Here is a 12,842-nt window from a genome sequence, read left to right as displayed (position 1 = left end):
GGTTTTTAATGCCGGGAGCTCAAATTGATACGGTTAATTGGGAAACTGAAACAACAACAAATCACTGCCTAAGTAATTTTATTATAAATTTATTTCATATAAGAGAAGTAAAAGATTTTATTGCTAATATAACTATATCTAATCTAGCAAATGCATTTACTGCACATATAATCGGTGATAATAATTATAACTTAATAAAGAATGATAGTACATATTATATGATTGAATCTAGTTGCGATAAAGATATTAGTTTATTGTCTAGAGGAACAAATGAGTGTGCTATTTACTTTAGGCAAATGATACGGATACTTCATTATTTAGTGCTATAAATGAATTAATTGAAGGTGATAGAGAGGTAAATAGTGCTGCTACAAGTACTATATATATAAATTTTTACTGAATTAATGATTCAAATTCTTTTACGACGGCTTGATAAAGTTTCCGTTTGAAAGGAATTATAATAGATAATAGCTCGTCAAGTGATGCCCAGCGCCATTGGTCAAATTCCGGATTAGAGGTATTTATATTAATATCTTCGTTATTTCCGGTAAACCTAATTAAAAACCAGCGTTGTTTTTGTCCACGAAAATTACCGTTCCACAATTTAGGTATTAAAAAGCTTGGTACATCATAACTATACCAGCATTTGCTTTCGGCAATAATATATCCTTTATCGCTTCCTATTTCTTCTAACATCTCACGCATTGCTGCAATACTTGGTGTTTCGCCGGGAACTATCCCACCTTGCGGCATTTGCCATGCAGATATTTTTGTATCTATTCTTTTACCGACGAATATATGGTTATCAGCATTTAATATCATCATGCCGACCCCTGGTCTATATGGTAAATCAAGATGTTTTTTGGAAGAATTTCTCATTATTTTTTTACTTTAAAAAATCAATTATAATTTTACTACTTTATTTTTACCCGTTGTTTTAGCTTCATACATAGCTTTGTCAGCACGTTCAATGAAAGATTCTATTGATTCTTCTTTTTTATATTCCGTAACTCCGATTGAAATAGTTTTTTTTAAAGGTTCAATTTGATCTTCAATATGAAAATCCATACATTCTATTTTAACTCTTACTCTCTCCGCAGTTTCAATTGCTTTAGAAATATCTATATCAGTTAAGAGTATAATAAATTCTTCACCGCCGAATCTTGCTATTAAGTCTGTTATTCTGAGAGTATTCTTCAAAATACGGGATACAATTGTTAAAACCTTATCGCCTGCTTGATGACCGTAAGTATCGTTTACATGTTTAAAATTGTCGATATCGCACATAAGTAAATATAATTTAATACTTTCTTTATTAGCTTTCTCAATCATTTGTTTGAGATGTATATCGAAATAGCGACGATTAAATAAGCCGGTTAGACCGTCTTTAGCTGCTAAATTAACACTTTGTTCAAGATCATTACGTAAATTATCTTGATATTGCTTACGCCTTAATTGTGTTCTAATTCTAGCAAGCAACTCGCTTTCCTCTATAGGATAAACGAAATAATCATTAATACCGAGTTCAATACCTTTCACAACCAAAGGCATACCGTCTTCATCAATTTGTGAAATTATTACCACGCCGCTTATTTCTGCTTTACCTCTTAAAATAACACTGATCCTCAAAGGATCGTCATTTTCGAGCATACTACTAATAATTACTAAATCGGGGGTATATTCATTTATAATATCTAATTCATCGGAATTACTTATTACCTTTACGTTTTGGGTAATTTTAAGTAACATTTGTTTTATATTTTTAGCTTGTACCACATCATCATTAATTAGTAATATTTTTTTATCTGCAAAAATGTCATGCATTTCGATATTTGTTACGCCTAATAATGCATTAGTGTTATTACGAAGCTTTAACTCATTAATTAAGCTTTTCATTCTAGATAGCGATTTAAGTCTTACAAATAGAGCGGTATCGTTAATCGGCTTTGTTAAAAACTCATCAGCTCCTGCCTCAAGACCTTTAACTCGATCATCAATATCAGAAAGTGCAGTTACCATTACAACCGGTATATGAGTAGTTTCCGGATCGGTTTTTATCGTTTTACATACCTCAAATCCATCCATTTCCGGCATCATAACATCAAGTAGTATAATATCAATTTTTTCCTTTTTAAGAATTGCTAATGCTTCTTTGCCGCTATTTGCAGTAAGAACCGTATAATACTCTTTTAAAAGTTTGGCTGTCAGTAACTTAATATTGGTTTCTATATCATCTACTACTAATATTGTGGTCATAAGATTAAATTCTTGTTTTTAAAGGAAATAATTTGTATATTTATACTTTAATTTTAAGTCTTAAATGTATAATATATGAAAATTTCAGCAAATTCAATTAGAACAGGTAATATATTAGTTTATAATAATGATTTATGGGTTGTAAGCAAAATACCGGAACATACTCAACCAGGGAAAGGTGGAGCTTATGTACAAGTTGAGATGAAAAATTTAAAAACAGGGACAAAGCGTAACGAAAGATTCAGTTCTTCCAATTATTTAGAAAAAGCCGAACTTGAACAAAAAGATTATCAATTTTTATATTTTGAAGGTGATGATTTGGTATTGATGGATACCAAACATTTTGATCAAATAAATGTTCCAAAGGAAATTTTAGAAGAAAAATTACCTTTCTTAACTGAAAATATGATTGTTAAAGTCGAATTTTATAATGAAAAGCCTTTAAATATTGAGCTTCCTCCAACTGTTATACTTGAAATTAGTGAAACTGATCCGGTAATAAAAGGAGCAACCGCTACCGCTTCTTATAAACCGGCAATTTTAGAAAACGGTATTAAAGTTAAGGTCCCGCAATATTTAGAAATAGGAGAAAAAATTGTTGTTAAAACCGATGATATAACATATGTCGAGCGAGCTAAATAAATTTCCATTATGCAACTTATAACTAATTTATTAATTAATGCCCTGCGTAAAGCAGTTAAGTTTTTGCATAGAGATTTTTTAGAACTCGAAATGTTGCAAAAAAATTCTGTAAGAAACGAAGAATTTTGTAAGCGATCTTATTTAAGATTAAAAACTTTATTATGTGAAGAATTACAAAAACATACACAATATTTATTTTTTCCAGAGGATCAATTCGATTTAAATAATAATTATGAGAGTGTCTTTTTAATTAATCCTATAGATAGCCCAAATAATTTCGCTAGAAGCATACCTTTTTTTACGATATCCGTAACTTATTTAAAAAGGAATCAAGAAGTTTTAACTCCTACTTCTACAGTAATATATTTCCCTGCTCTTAATGAAATTTATTATGCTGAAAAAGGTAAAGGAGCTTGGATAGAAAAAAATAATTTAAACTCTAATTATCAAGGATTAAGACTTAGAGTTTCCGATAATGCAGATTTAAAGAACTGTTTAGCAATTATTGAAGATATAAATCATAATGATTTGGAGGCAATATACTCCTGTAAAATGAAGAGTGAGTATACGAAGATCAACTTGGAAAAGAGCAAGGAATCTGTAAGCCGAGGAGCGGAGCGTACAGAAGTACGTGAGCATTCGAGGACTTACAAAGATGACGTAGCCAATTTTTCAAGTTCATCGAGTATAAATAATATTAGATCTTTTGGCTCTCCTTGCTACGGGGCTACGCTTGTAGCTTCAGGTAAAGCGGATTTAATATGTTTATCATTATTAAATTTTACATTATATTATGCATTTGAGCTTCTTATTAAGGAAGCAGGCGGGATAATTATAGATTCTAGCGATAAATTTATATATTCAAATCGTTATATTGCTAAGAAACTTAAAAAATATTAGACAAGAAATTATTTTAGATTTGCATTTTTATTGTTAGAATATAATAATATTAATATAATTATTAATTCATAAAGTTATGACACATTATAAAGAGTTTGAATTTGACTGCGATTTTGGTGGACAAAGAGCCAAGTTTAAGTTTTATATAGGTACGCCTCAAGAAGGGCATCATCCGCTACAATTTCAAGCAAAATGGTTATCTGACGAAAGAGGCGGTACTATTCCTGATGAGGTTATGAAAGCAATATCACAGCTAAATGATCTTGCCAAAAAAAACGGTGTTCCACTTCCGGATTTATGCGTATATGCTCTTGGTTCTGCTCAAGAAGCCTAAGCTACCCCTCAAGAAGAAGATGAGAGGCAGAGCAGGCATAGTTAAAAATAATAAGGAGATTCATAGAGATTAAAATGAAACAATATAATGATTTATTTAAAATTATTCACCGCGAAGGATATATATTTATTGCTAGCTTTGCATTAGTAAGTTTTTTATTAGCATCATTTAATGAAAAACTTGGCTGTATTGGATTTATTGCTACTGCTTGGTGTATTTATTTTTTCCGTAATCCTGATCGCTTTGTACCTATAAGTGATGATCTGGTAATAAGTCCTGCAGATGGAATAATTCAAGAAATTAAGGAAGTATTGCCGCCTCCGGAATTAGGGCTTGGTGATGTGGAAATGATTAGAGTTAGTATTTTTCTAAATATTTTTAATGTCCATGTTAATAGAATCCCAGCAAACGGAAAAATTTTAGCACTTCATTATAATCCGGGAAAATTTTTTAATGCTTCACTCGATAAAGCTAGTATTTATAATGAGCGTCAATCAGTATTAATGGAAACTGATCAAGGGCAGAAAATTGTTTTTGTTCAAATAGCCGGACTTATAGCAAGGCGTATAGTTTGTGATTTAGAAGAGGGTAATGAAGTTAAAACGGGCGAGCGATACGGTATAATTCGTTTCGGTAGCAGAGTAGATGTTTATCTACCGTTGAAAACAGCTTTATTAGTGAGTAAAGGGCAGACCTCTATAGGCGGTGAAACTATCATTGCTGATTTTGGACGTAAAAAGACAGCAGAATTTAAGTTTGAGAGGAAGTAGTCTCATAACTTTAAAACCCCATCATTGCGAGCAGCCGTAGGCTGCGTGGCAATCTCATGAAATAATAACAAACTCCTGAGGTTGCTTCGTCAAAACTTACAGTTTTTCCTCACAATGACGTTATAAATACATTTTGAGTATAAAAATTGTTAAAAATTCGTAAATCTATAATAACTAAGCCTGTACCTCTAATAAAATTAATTCCCAACTTTATTACGTTGCTTGGTTTAGTAACTGGTATGAGTTCTATAAAATTTGCTTTGGATAGCAGATGGGAACTTGCGGTATATTGCATTATAGTAGCGGCAATTATTGACGGTATCGACGGTAGAATAGCAAGGATGCTAAATGCAGCTAGCCCATTTGGGGCAGAGCTTGATTCATTATGCGATTTTGCTAATTTTGGTATAGCTCCTGCTTATTTAATATATTTATGGTCTTTTCAACAATATGAATATAAGGTATTTTCATCAGCAGTAATGCTATTATTTATAGTGTGTATGGCACTACGTTTAGCTCGCTTTAATGTTGGTATTTATCAACCGAAACAAGATAAAAAAACTGAATATTTTTTTACCGGTGTACCTGCTCCATGTGGTGCTTTACTTGCTTTAACGCCTGTAATGATAGATTTTGAAATCGGTACGTTATTAAATATCAATACACGTACTCACACTATAACAATTAATATATATTTAGCTATTATAGCTTTTCTACTTGCTAGTAGGCTTCCTACAATCTCAACAAAAAATTTAAGTATTAAACCTGAATATTTATCGCTTGCAATGATTTTAGTTGCTATTGTTATTATAAATCTTATCATATATCCATGGTATTCACTGCCGTTAATTGCAGTTATATATATTCTTTCTATACCAATTTGTTATTTTTTTAAACATAGAGGATATTGGTAAAGTTAATTATGCCGAGTGTATTACAACAAGCTATCGACAAATATAAACATCATCCATTTACTAAATATGTAATTATTATAGCCTTAATAATATTTATTTATTTGGTGATATAGAATTTATGTTTGGGCAAATACACAATCCACGGATAATGCTTACATAGATGCAGATATTTCAAATGTTAGTGCTGAAGTTAGCGGTGTTTTAACAAAGTTATTTGTTACCGATAATACTAAAGTTAATAAAGGCGATCTGATAGGTGAAATTGACGATAGAGATTATAAGGCAAAGCTTGCAGCACTTGAAGCATCTATTGAAGCTTGCACAAAAAATATAGAAATTATAGAGCAAAAAATCTCAATAGGGCAGATTAGCCTAGAGCAAGCAGCTGAAAAATCAAAGCTTACTAAAATAAGCTTTGATATTGTTTCAACAGATTTTAGTAGAGTGCAGGAATTAAATAAGGCAAAATTTGCTAGCTCTAAAACGCTAGATGATTCTAAAAACGCATATCAAAAAGCCAAAACGGATTATAAACAAGCACAGTTAGATTTAGATATATCTAAGCAAAATTTACAGCTTCTTGAGCTTGAAAAAGCAGCAGAACAGGAAACACTTAAAGAGCTAACAGAAAATAAAAAAGTAACCTTAAGGAGCTTACAAAATACTAAACTTATTGCTATGGTACCCGGTATATTCGGTAATAGTAGTTTAGAAGTCGGAAATTACATAGTATCGGGTAGGGCATTGTTTTCTATAGTTCAAGATAATACTATGTATATTCAGGCTAATTTTAAAGAAACACAAATTAAGAAATTTAAGTCCGGCATGAAAGTCAAAATTGAATTTGATGCTTTGCCTAAAAAGGTAATTTACGGGAAGATTCGTAATATCGCTCCTGCTACCGGTTCTAAATTTAGTTTAATCCCGTCCGATAATGCTACCGGTAATTTTACTAAAATCGTACAAAGTGTACCTGTTTTAATAGATTTTGAATCCCCAAATGCTAATCTAGTTCCCGGCATGTCAGCAATCGTATCCATTAGAACAGATCAAAGTACGTAATTTTTGTTAAAAAATAGCAATAATTATTCTATTAAAAGTACATATTCTAGTATTATTTACTTATTACTTAAAAAGCTATATAATATGAGTAATACCAAAAGTAATAATTAATATGCAAAGATATTTAGATCCTACCAATGATAGTTTATTTAAAAAAATCTTTCGTGATTTAGGAAGGTTAAAGGAATTTATTAATGCGGTTCTTGAACTACCTGAGGGGCTTAGAATCAAAGAAATAGAATTTATACCTGTAGAGCAAACACCTATTATCGATAAAGGGAAAAAAGCATATTTGATTTAAAGGTTAAAGATGAAGCCGGTAGCTGGTATATAATCGAGATGCAAAAAAGAAATGAAAGCGATTACTTAAAAAGAGTGCAATATTATTCTGCTCATTCTTACGTACAGCAACTTACACAAGGAATAAAGCATAAAGATTTATTACCGGTAATAGTTATTTCACTTATTAAGACTAAAATGTTTGATGATGAAGTACCTTGTATAAGTCTTCATAAAATGCTTGAAACTAAAACAAATAAGCAATATTTATTTGATTTTTCCTATGTATTTATAGAGCTTAAGAAGTTTGATGAAGATAAGTTTGATAATACTATAGATGAGTGGCTACATTTATTTAAGTGTGCAGAAAACGAAACTAGTCCGCCTGCAAATATAAAGAGCGAGAAAGTATTAGATGCGTATAATGTAATAGAAATGCATAACCTAACTCCCGAAGAATATGACGCCTATATAAGAGCAAAATTAATGGAAGATGCTGAAGAAATAGCTTTATCTGAAAATTTTGAAAAAGGGAAAGTTGAGGGAGAAGTAGTAAAAAGTATAAAAATAGCAAAAAAAAATGCTAATCAAACAAAGACCTATGGCAGAAATTCACGGGATTACTGAATTATCTACAGAAGAAATAGAAAAGCTAAAAGCAGAAATAGAGAATTCCTGAAACTAGTTGATTAATTATTTACCCCTTAACTCTACTAATTCTTTTTTTAGTTTTATTACTAAAGTTTGTAATTTTTCAAATTCTTCGCGAGTGACGTAATTACCTTTAAGTATTTTATCCTCAATTATACCACAGCTTTTATCCGCTATACTGTTTAAGGCTTTTTGTGCTACGCTACTAGCTCCTACCGCAACTTTTAAAATATTATTTGTTTTCATAGTACCTCTATAGATAAAGCATGCAGACCGCTATTAAATTCATCGGCAAGTAAGTTATTAATAGTGCGATGATTGGCAATTAGGCTTTTTCCCTGTAATGTTTCTGCAGCAATTCTTATTTTTATATGGCTGTGAATTCCGTCATAATGACTAGCATGTTTATAGCTTTCATCTATTATTTCTTGAAAATGTGGTTTTAACACACTTAATTTTTCTTGTATCCTTTCCATGCGGCTCATATTTTTATTTCATTTACAGTAAAAATGTCCTAATATTCTTAAGTAACGCGAGTTTCGTATTAATAGAGGAACTGAATAGCTGATAGTAACTGGGTTACGAGGATATTAGTAATATTGTTTTTGTTATAAAATGTACTTAAAACTGCATAAATTTTTAGTAAATTGTCTTTTTTGACTATAACTATTAAATTGTAAAACTTGTCACACCTCTTACAAACCTTGAAAGGATAAGGATTATAGCATATTCATTAACCATAATTTAGGCATCTTAATACGAAACTCGCGTTAAGTATATAATTTTATGATAAAAATAGCAATGTCGGAATTAATAACGGATTATAAAGATTTACAAGATGAGATAGATAAATTGGAAAAAGGCGTATGTTTTGCTTGTAGATTAGTTAATTATGATGAAATAGAATTTATAGAGCAGGATAAGCATTTTATAATTGAAGATTTAGATCAAATCATTGAAGATGTAAGCAAAGAACTTAATATTTTTTCAAAGTTTAAGAAAATAAAGAAAGATAGAATATTATTTATCCTAAATACTACTGATTCTGACTTAATTAAAAATTTTGCTAGAAAATTATATTTATTTTCGCAGCTTTATATTAATGAACAGAAGCCGGCAATTTATATGAATTGTTATATTGCTAGTATTAAATTTCCAAAAGTAAGTAATAATGCTAAAGAAATTGAAAAAACATTAAATATGTTACTTTCACAAAATAATAATTATTATTACCGTGAATATAGTAGTATAGAACATGATTTGGAAAATATAAGAAAATCTAATCTTCAGCTTAACTTACTACGACAAGCCTTAGCAAAAAAGACTATGCGATTTACTTATCAGCCTATAATAGATCGCAATACTATGAAGATTCATTATTATGAATGTCTGCTTCGTATACCTGACGAGAACGGCGTTTATATTTCCGTAGGTCCTATAATCCCTATTGCTGAAGATAAAGGATTAATTTTTATAATTGATCAAATTGTTTTAGAAATGACTGTTAACGAACTTGCCCGCAACCCAAACTTAATGTTAGCCGTTAACATTTCAAATATAGGAACAAGCGATGAAGCTTTATGGGAAATAGCAGAAAACTTATTAAAAGCTCATAATGTTCGGGATCATTTAATTATTGAAATTACGGAAACTTCTTTCAATGAGAATTACGATAAAATAACTTTATTTATTAATAAACTACGTAAGTACGGATGTAAATTTGCATTAGACGATTTTGGTTCGGGTTTTACTTCTTTTAAACAACTTCAAAGCTTACCAATTGATATTATTAAAATTGACGGTAAATATGTGCGTAGTATTACAAGTGACGTACAAAGTAGGTATTTCGTAGAAAGATTAATTAAAATTTCAGAAGATTTAGGTATTGAAACGGTAGCTGAATTCGTAGAAAACGGAGAAATAGCTAAATTTTTAATTGATCTAAAAGTTGGTGGGCTACAAGGGAATTTTTATTCCGAAGCAAAGTTTGATAGGGTGGATGAGGTTTAATTATTGTCATACTGCGACCTCGCTGACTTTATTGCATGGATACCAAAATCGTCATTGTGAGGAGCGAAGGGTCTTGTTGCATGGTTCGAGAAATCTGCTCTATGTCATTCCCGCGAAAGCGGGAATCCAGAAAAATAACTTCAATATTGATACAGAGGTTACATCATTTGATAAAATAAACATATAAAAAACTTGTTTTTTATATGTTTTACTGGATTCCCGCTTTCTCGGGAATGACATAAACCGAGCCATGCAACAAGGCCAATGCCCGTTCGCAATGACATAAATTATAGTGCTTGACAACCTACATAAAAACCTATATGCAGAACTCAACTTTAAATGATTAAACTTAGATGCTGTTACTTGAATTAAAAAAAACTAATCAAATCTTAGAAACTATACATTTTATAGGTATCGGCGGCGTTGGAATGAGCGGTATTGCCGAGATATTACATAATCTAGGTTATAAAGTACAAGGTTCCGATTTAGTAGAAAATTATAATACTAAAAGGCTTGAGTCATACGGCATTAAAATATTTTTAGGACACGCTGAGCAGAACATTACCAATGTTTCGTATATTGTTATTTCGTCGGCAATTAATCCAAATAATCCTGAAATAAAAGAGGCATTAGAGCGTAAAATCCCAATTATTAGACGTGCGGAAATGCTTGCTGAACTTATGAGATTAAAATGTTCAGTAGCAGTTTCGGGATCGCACGGTAAAACCACTACTACTTCTTTAGTTGCTTGTTTATTTGAGGCAGCCGGTTTATGTCCTACGGTTATTAACGGTGGGATCATAAATAATAAATCGACTAATGCATATCTTGGTTCAAGTAATTATTTAATTGCGGAGGCCGATGAATCGGATGCGACGTTTATTCATATTCCATCAACTATTGCGATAATAACTAACATTGATCCCGAACATTTAGATTATTATAAAGATTTTGAAACATTAATTGGTGCTTTTAGAAGCTTTATTACTAATTTGCCGTTTTACGGTTTTGCCGTTTGTTGTATCGATCATAAAATAGTTCGTAAGTTAGTAGACGATATTACTGAAAGAAAGATTGTTACTTATGGAATCGATTCGGAAGATGCTCATATTATAGCGTTTAATATTAACACTGATATTGCCTCCTCTACTTTTGATGTAAAAATTAGTCTACCAAATGTACTAGGTGCAACGATTATTGAAAAAATTACTATTCCAACGCCCGGAAGACATAATATTTTAAATAGTCTTGCTGCAATTGCCGTTGGCATAGAATTAGATTTTGGTATTAAAGCTATTAAAAATGGCTTTAATAATTTTAAAGGAGTAAAGAGGAGATTTACTAAAGTAGCTGAATATAATAAGGCTTCAATTATCGATGATTACGCTCATCATCCTGAGGAAATCAAAGCAACACTTGCGACGGCTAAAAATATAGCAAATAAACAAAACGGTAAAGTTATTGCTATTTTTCAACCTCACAGATATTCAAGAATGCAGCATTTATTTGATGATTTTATGCTTTGCTTTGTTGATGCCGATATACTCTATATTACCGATATATATGCTGTAGGTGAAAACCCTATAGAAGGAATTACAGGACAAAGTTTAGTTGATAAGATTACTAAGAATAAGCATCACGATAAAGCAAATTTTCTAGCACAGCTAGATGATGCGGTTGGGGTTATTATAGATAATGCAGCTTCTGGTGATATGATAATTATGATGGGAGCAGGTAATATTTCAAGTTTTGCTAATGAATTAGATGGGAGATTGTCATCCCGGGCGCCTTAAGCTGTCATACCGTGGCTTGACCGGTCTTGTTGCATGGCACTTATGTCATTCCCGAGAAAGCGGGAATCCAGGGTAAAGCGAGATAAATCGAGCTTTAAAAAAATCTTTTAGATCAAGATTTTACTTATCTAAATAAAGCTTTTAAAAAGCTTTAAAGTACTGGATTCCCGCTTTCTCGGGAATGACATCGAGTCTTAAGTTGACACTCATGCACTTTTAGCTAGAAATGACATCCGTTCGTACAACATAGGGTCAAGCCACGGGGTGACAAAAGAGTGAAGATAACAGTAAAGCGAATAGCAGGACTAAATATGTTAATTTTACCGATAGTAAAAGGCGAGTATAAAAAAGATTATAATTTAAAACACTTAACATGGTTCAAAGTAGGCGGTAATGCCGAAATTTTCTTTAAACCTTTAGATAGCGAAGATTTAGCAAGTTTCTTAATACAAAATAAGCAAAAATTACCTATAACTACTTTTGGAGCAGGCTCAAATATTATTATAAGAGACGGCAGTATAGAAGGGGTCGTTATAAAACTTGGTCAGAATTTTAGCAATATTGAGTTTATAGATGATAATCATTTAGTAGTAGGCAGCAGCTGCCTTAATTATAATTTAGCAAAATTCTGTCAAGTAAATGCTATTTCCGGTTTTGAGTTTTTAGTAGGTATTCCAGGGACTATCGGCGGCGGTGTTGCTATGAATGCCGGTGCTTACGACTCTGAATTTAAAGATATTATAGTGAAGATTGAAGCGATTGATTTTGCAGGAAATTTTCGAGCATTCACAAATGAAGAAATCGGTTTTAAATATCGCAGTAATAATTTACCGAAGGATTTAATTATTCTCAAAGCTGTTTTTAAAATAAATAAAGGCGATAGTGAAAATATATTATTACGGATGAATGAAATAAATAACGCAAGATCATCTACGCAGCCTATTAAAGAGCGTACGGGCGGTAGTACTTTTGCAAATCCTGAAGGGCTTAAATCTTGGGAACTTATTGACAAAGCGGGGCTTAGAGGTTATAGAATAGGCGGTGCTTCAATGTCGGAGCTTCATTGTAATTTTATGATAAATAACGGTGATGCTACCGCTAAGGATTTAGAAGATTTAGGTGATTTTGTCCGGCAAAAAGTATTTGAAAATAGCGGTGTTAAGTTAGAGTGGGAGATTAAGAGAATCGGATGTCATACCGGGGCTTGTCCCCGGTATCCAGAAATTTAATA

General features: G+C 31.6%; 15 protein-coding genes and 1 pseudogene. 12 read left to right on the top strand and 4 right to left on the bottom strand.

Going from position 1 to position 12,842, the window contains the following annotated elements; genetic code table 11:
- The first annotated feature begins 8 nt into the window (after nucleotides 1-8).
- Nucleotides 9-329, top strand: coding sequence for a hypothetical protein (locus REIS_RS05820; RefSeq protein ID WP_156147485.1), 321 nt, complete (start codon nucleotides 9-11; stop codon nucleotides 327-329).
- Between the two features lie 64 nt (nucleotides 330-393).
- Here the strand turns inward: REIS_RS05820 and REIS_RS05815 are convergent, their stop codons facing one another.
- Both REIS_RS05815 and REIS_RS05810 read right to left on the bottom strand, forming a co-directional pair.
- On the bottom strand, nucleotides 394-879 hold the full coding sequence (locus REIS_RS05815) for an RNA pyrophosphohydrolase (protein ID WP_008580323.1): 486 nt from the start codon (nucleotides 877-879) through the stop codon (nucleotides 394-396).
- Between the two features lie 24 nt (nucleotides 880-903).
- Entirely contained in the window at nucleotides 904-2,256 is a 1,353-nt protein-coding gene (locus REIS_RS05810) for a PleD family two-component system response regulator (RefSeq protein ID WP_008580322.1), read from the bottom strand.
- 75 nt (nucleotides 2,257-2,331) lie between these two features.
- Between REIS_RS05810 and efp the strand changes: the two genes are divergently transcribed.
- From efp to REIS_RS05770, 8 genes and pseudogenes are all read left to right on the top strand, one after another.
- The gene (gene efp, locus REIS_RS05805; protein WP_008580321.1) at nucleotides 2,332-2,898 is read left to right on the top strand and encodes an elongation factor P; all 567 of its coding nucleotides are present in this window, start codon (nucleotides 2,332-2,334) and stop codon (nucleotides 2,896-2,898) included.
- A 9-nt stretch (nucleotides 2,899-2,907) separates the two neighbouring features.
- Nucleotides 2,908-3,798, top strand: coding sequence for an inositol monophosphatase family protein (locus tag REIS_RS12830; RefSeq protein ID WP_008580320.1), 891 nt, complete (start codon nucleotides 2,908-2,910; stop codon nucleotides 3,796-3,798).
- Between the two features lie 76 nt (nucleotides 3,799-3,874).
- Complete coding sequence (locus REIS_RS05795) at nucleotides 3,875-4,132, top strand: DUF2610 domain-containing protein (RefSeq protein ID WP_008580319.1); 258 nt, start codon at nucleotides 3,875-3,877, stop codon at nucleotides 4,130-4,132.
- 74 nt (nucleotides 4,133-4,206) lie between these two features.
- Nucleotides 4,207-4,902, top strand: a complete 696-nt coding sequence (locus REIS_RS05790) for a phosphatidylserine decarboxylase (protein WP_008580318.1) — start codon at nucleotides 4,207-4,209, stop codon at nucleotides 4,900-4,902.
- Between the two features lie 146 nt (nucleotides 4,903-5,048).
- Nucleotides 5,049-5,816 (top strand): CDP-alcohol phosphatidyltransferase family protein, encoded by a 768-nt coding sequence (locus REIS_RS05785; RefSeq protein WP_008580317.1) that lies wholly within the window; start codon nucleotides 5,049-5,051, stop codon nucleotides 5,814-5,816.
- A gap of 8 nt (nucleotides 5,817-5,824) precedes the next feature.
- A pseudogene (locus tag REIS_RS05780) lies at nucleotides 5,825-6,878 on the top strand (HlyD family secretion protein).
- 112 nt (nucleotides 6,879-6,990) lie between these two features.
- Nucleotides 6,991-7,179, top strand: a complete 189-nt coding sequence (locus REIS_RS15080) for a hypothetical protein (protein ID WP_008580313.1) — start codon at nucleotides 6,991-6,993, stop codon at nucleotides 7,177-7,179.
- Between the two features lie 38 nt (nucleotides 7,180-7,217).
- Nucleotides 7,218-7,784 carry a PD-(D/E)XK nuclease family transposase gene (locus REIS_RS05770; protein ID WP_050755370.1) on the top strand — a complete coding sequence of 189 codons (567 nt, stop codon included), beginning with the start codon at nucleotides 7,218-7,220 and terminating at the stop codon, nucleotides 7,782-7,784.
- Nucleotides 7,785-7,850: 66 nt separating this feature from the next.
- On the opposite strand, the gene REIS_RS05765 is transcribed toward REIS_RS05770, so the two are convergent.
- On the bottom strand, nucleotides 7,851-8,054 hold the full coding sequence (locus REIS_RS05765) for a hypothetical protein (RefSeq protein WP_008580311.1): 204 nt from the start codon (nucleotides 8,052-8,054) through the stop codon (nucleotides 7,851-7,853).
- Nucleotides 8,051-8,293 (bottom strand): BolA family protein, encoded by a 243-nt coding sequence (locus tag REIS_RS05760; RefSeq protein WP_008580310.1) that lies wholly within the window; start codon nucleotides 8,291-8,293, stop codon nucleotides 8,051-8,053. The genes REIS_RS05765 and REIS_RS05760 overlap by 4 nt, the downstream gene beginning before the upstream one ends.
- A gap of 301 nt (nucleotides 8,294-8,594) precedes the next feature.
- Here REIS_RS05760 and REIS_RS05755 point away from each other — a divergent pair, with 301 nt between their 5' ends.
- The 3 genes from REIS_RS05755 to murB all read left to right on the top strand — a co-directional run bounded on the left by REIS_RS05755 (nucleotide 8,595) and on the right by murB (nucleotide 12,840).
- Nucleotides 8,595-9,818, top strand: a complete 1,224-nt coding sequence (locus tag REIS_RS05755; protein WP_008580309.1) for an EAL domain-containing protein — start codon at nucleotides 8,595-8,597, stop codon at nucleotides 9,816-9,818.
- Between the two features lie 353 nt (nucleotides 9,819-10,171).
- On the top strand, nucleotides 10,172-11,611 hold the full coding sequence (murC, locus tag REIS_RS05750; protein ID WP_008580308.1) for a UDP-N-acetylmuramate--L-alanine ligase: 1,440 nt from the start codon (nucleotides 10,172-10,174) through the stop codon (nucleotides 11,609-11,611).
- 311 nt (nucleotides 11,612-11,922) lie between these two features.
- On the top strand, nucleotides 11,923-12,840 hold the full coding sequence (gene murB / locus REIS_RS05745) for a UDP-N-acetylmuramate dehydrogenase (RefSeq protein ID WP_008580307.1): 918 nt from the start codon (nucleotides 11,923-11,925) through the stop codon (nucleotides 12,838-12,840).
- The last annotated feature ends 2 nt before the right edge of the window (nucleotides 12,841-12,842 follow it).

Source organism: Rickettsia endosymbiont of Ixodes scapularis (assembly GCF_000160735.1).
In the GTDB taxonomy this organism is placed as follows: Bacteria; Pseudomonadota; Alphaproteobacteria; order Rickettsiales; family Rickettsiaceae; genus Rickettsia; species Rickettsia tamurae.
This window is presented reverse-complemented; position numbering and strand designations above follow the sequence as displayed.

Excerpts from the sequence above, each read along its gene's own strand:
- REIS_RS05810 (WP_008580322.1), bottom strand. The coding sequence starts at position 2,256 with ATGACCACAATATTAGTAGTAGATGATATAGAAACCAATATTAAGTTA.
- REIS_RS05820 (WP_156147485.1), top strand. The coding sequence starts at position 9 with ATGCCGGGAGCTCAAATTGATACGGTTAATTGGGAAACTGAAACAACA.
- REIS_RS05760 (WP_008580310.1), bottom strand. The coding sequence starts at position 8,293 with ATGAGCCGCATGGAAAGGATACAAGAAAAATTAAGTGTGTTAAAACCA.
- REIS_RS05765 (WP_008580311.1), bottom strand. The coding sequence starts at position 8,054 with ATGAAAACAAATAATATTTTAAAAGTTGCGGTAGGAGCTAGTAGCGTA.
- REIS_RS05755 (WP_008580309.1), top strand. The coding sequence starts at position 8,595 with ATGATAAAAATAGCAATGTCGGAATTAATAACGGATTATAAAGATTTA.
- murC (WP_008580308.1), top strand. The coding sequence starts at position 10,172 with ATGCTGTTACTTGAATTAAAAAAAACTAATCAAATCTTAGAAACTATA.
- murB (WP_008580307.1), top strand. The coding sequence starts at position 11,923 with ATGTTAATTTTACCGATAGTAAAAGGCGAGTATAAAAAAGATTATAAT.
- REIS_RS12830 (WP_008580320.1), top strand. The coding sequence starts at position 2,908 with ATGCAACTTATAACTAATTTATTAATTAATGCCCTGCGTAAAGCAGTT.
- REIS_RS15080 (WP_008580313.1), top strand. The coding sequence starts at position 6,991 with ATGCAAAGATATTTAGATCCTACCAATGATAGTTTATTTAAAAAAATC.
- REIS_RS05795 (WP_008580319.1), top strand. The coding sequence starts at position 3,875 with ATGACACATTATAAAGAGTTTGAATTTGACTGCGATTTTGGTGGACAA.
- REIS_RS05815 (WP_008580323.1), bottom strand. The coding sequence starts at position 879 with ATGAGAAATTCTTCCAAAAAACATCTTGATTTACCATATAGACCAGGG.
- REIS_RS05770 (WP_050755370.1), top strand. The coding sequence starts at position 7,218 with ATGCAAAAAAGAAATGAAAGCGATTACTTAAAAAGAGTGCAATATTAT.
- REIS_RS05790 (WP_008580318.1), top strand. The coding sequence starts at position 4,207 with ATGAAACAATATAATGATTTATTTAAAATTATTCACCGCGAAGGATAT.
- efp (WP_008580321.1), top strand. The coding sequence starts at position 2,332 with ATGAAAATTTCAGCAAATTCAATTAGAACAGGTAATATATTAGTTTAT.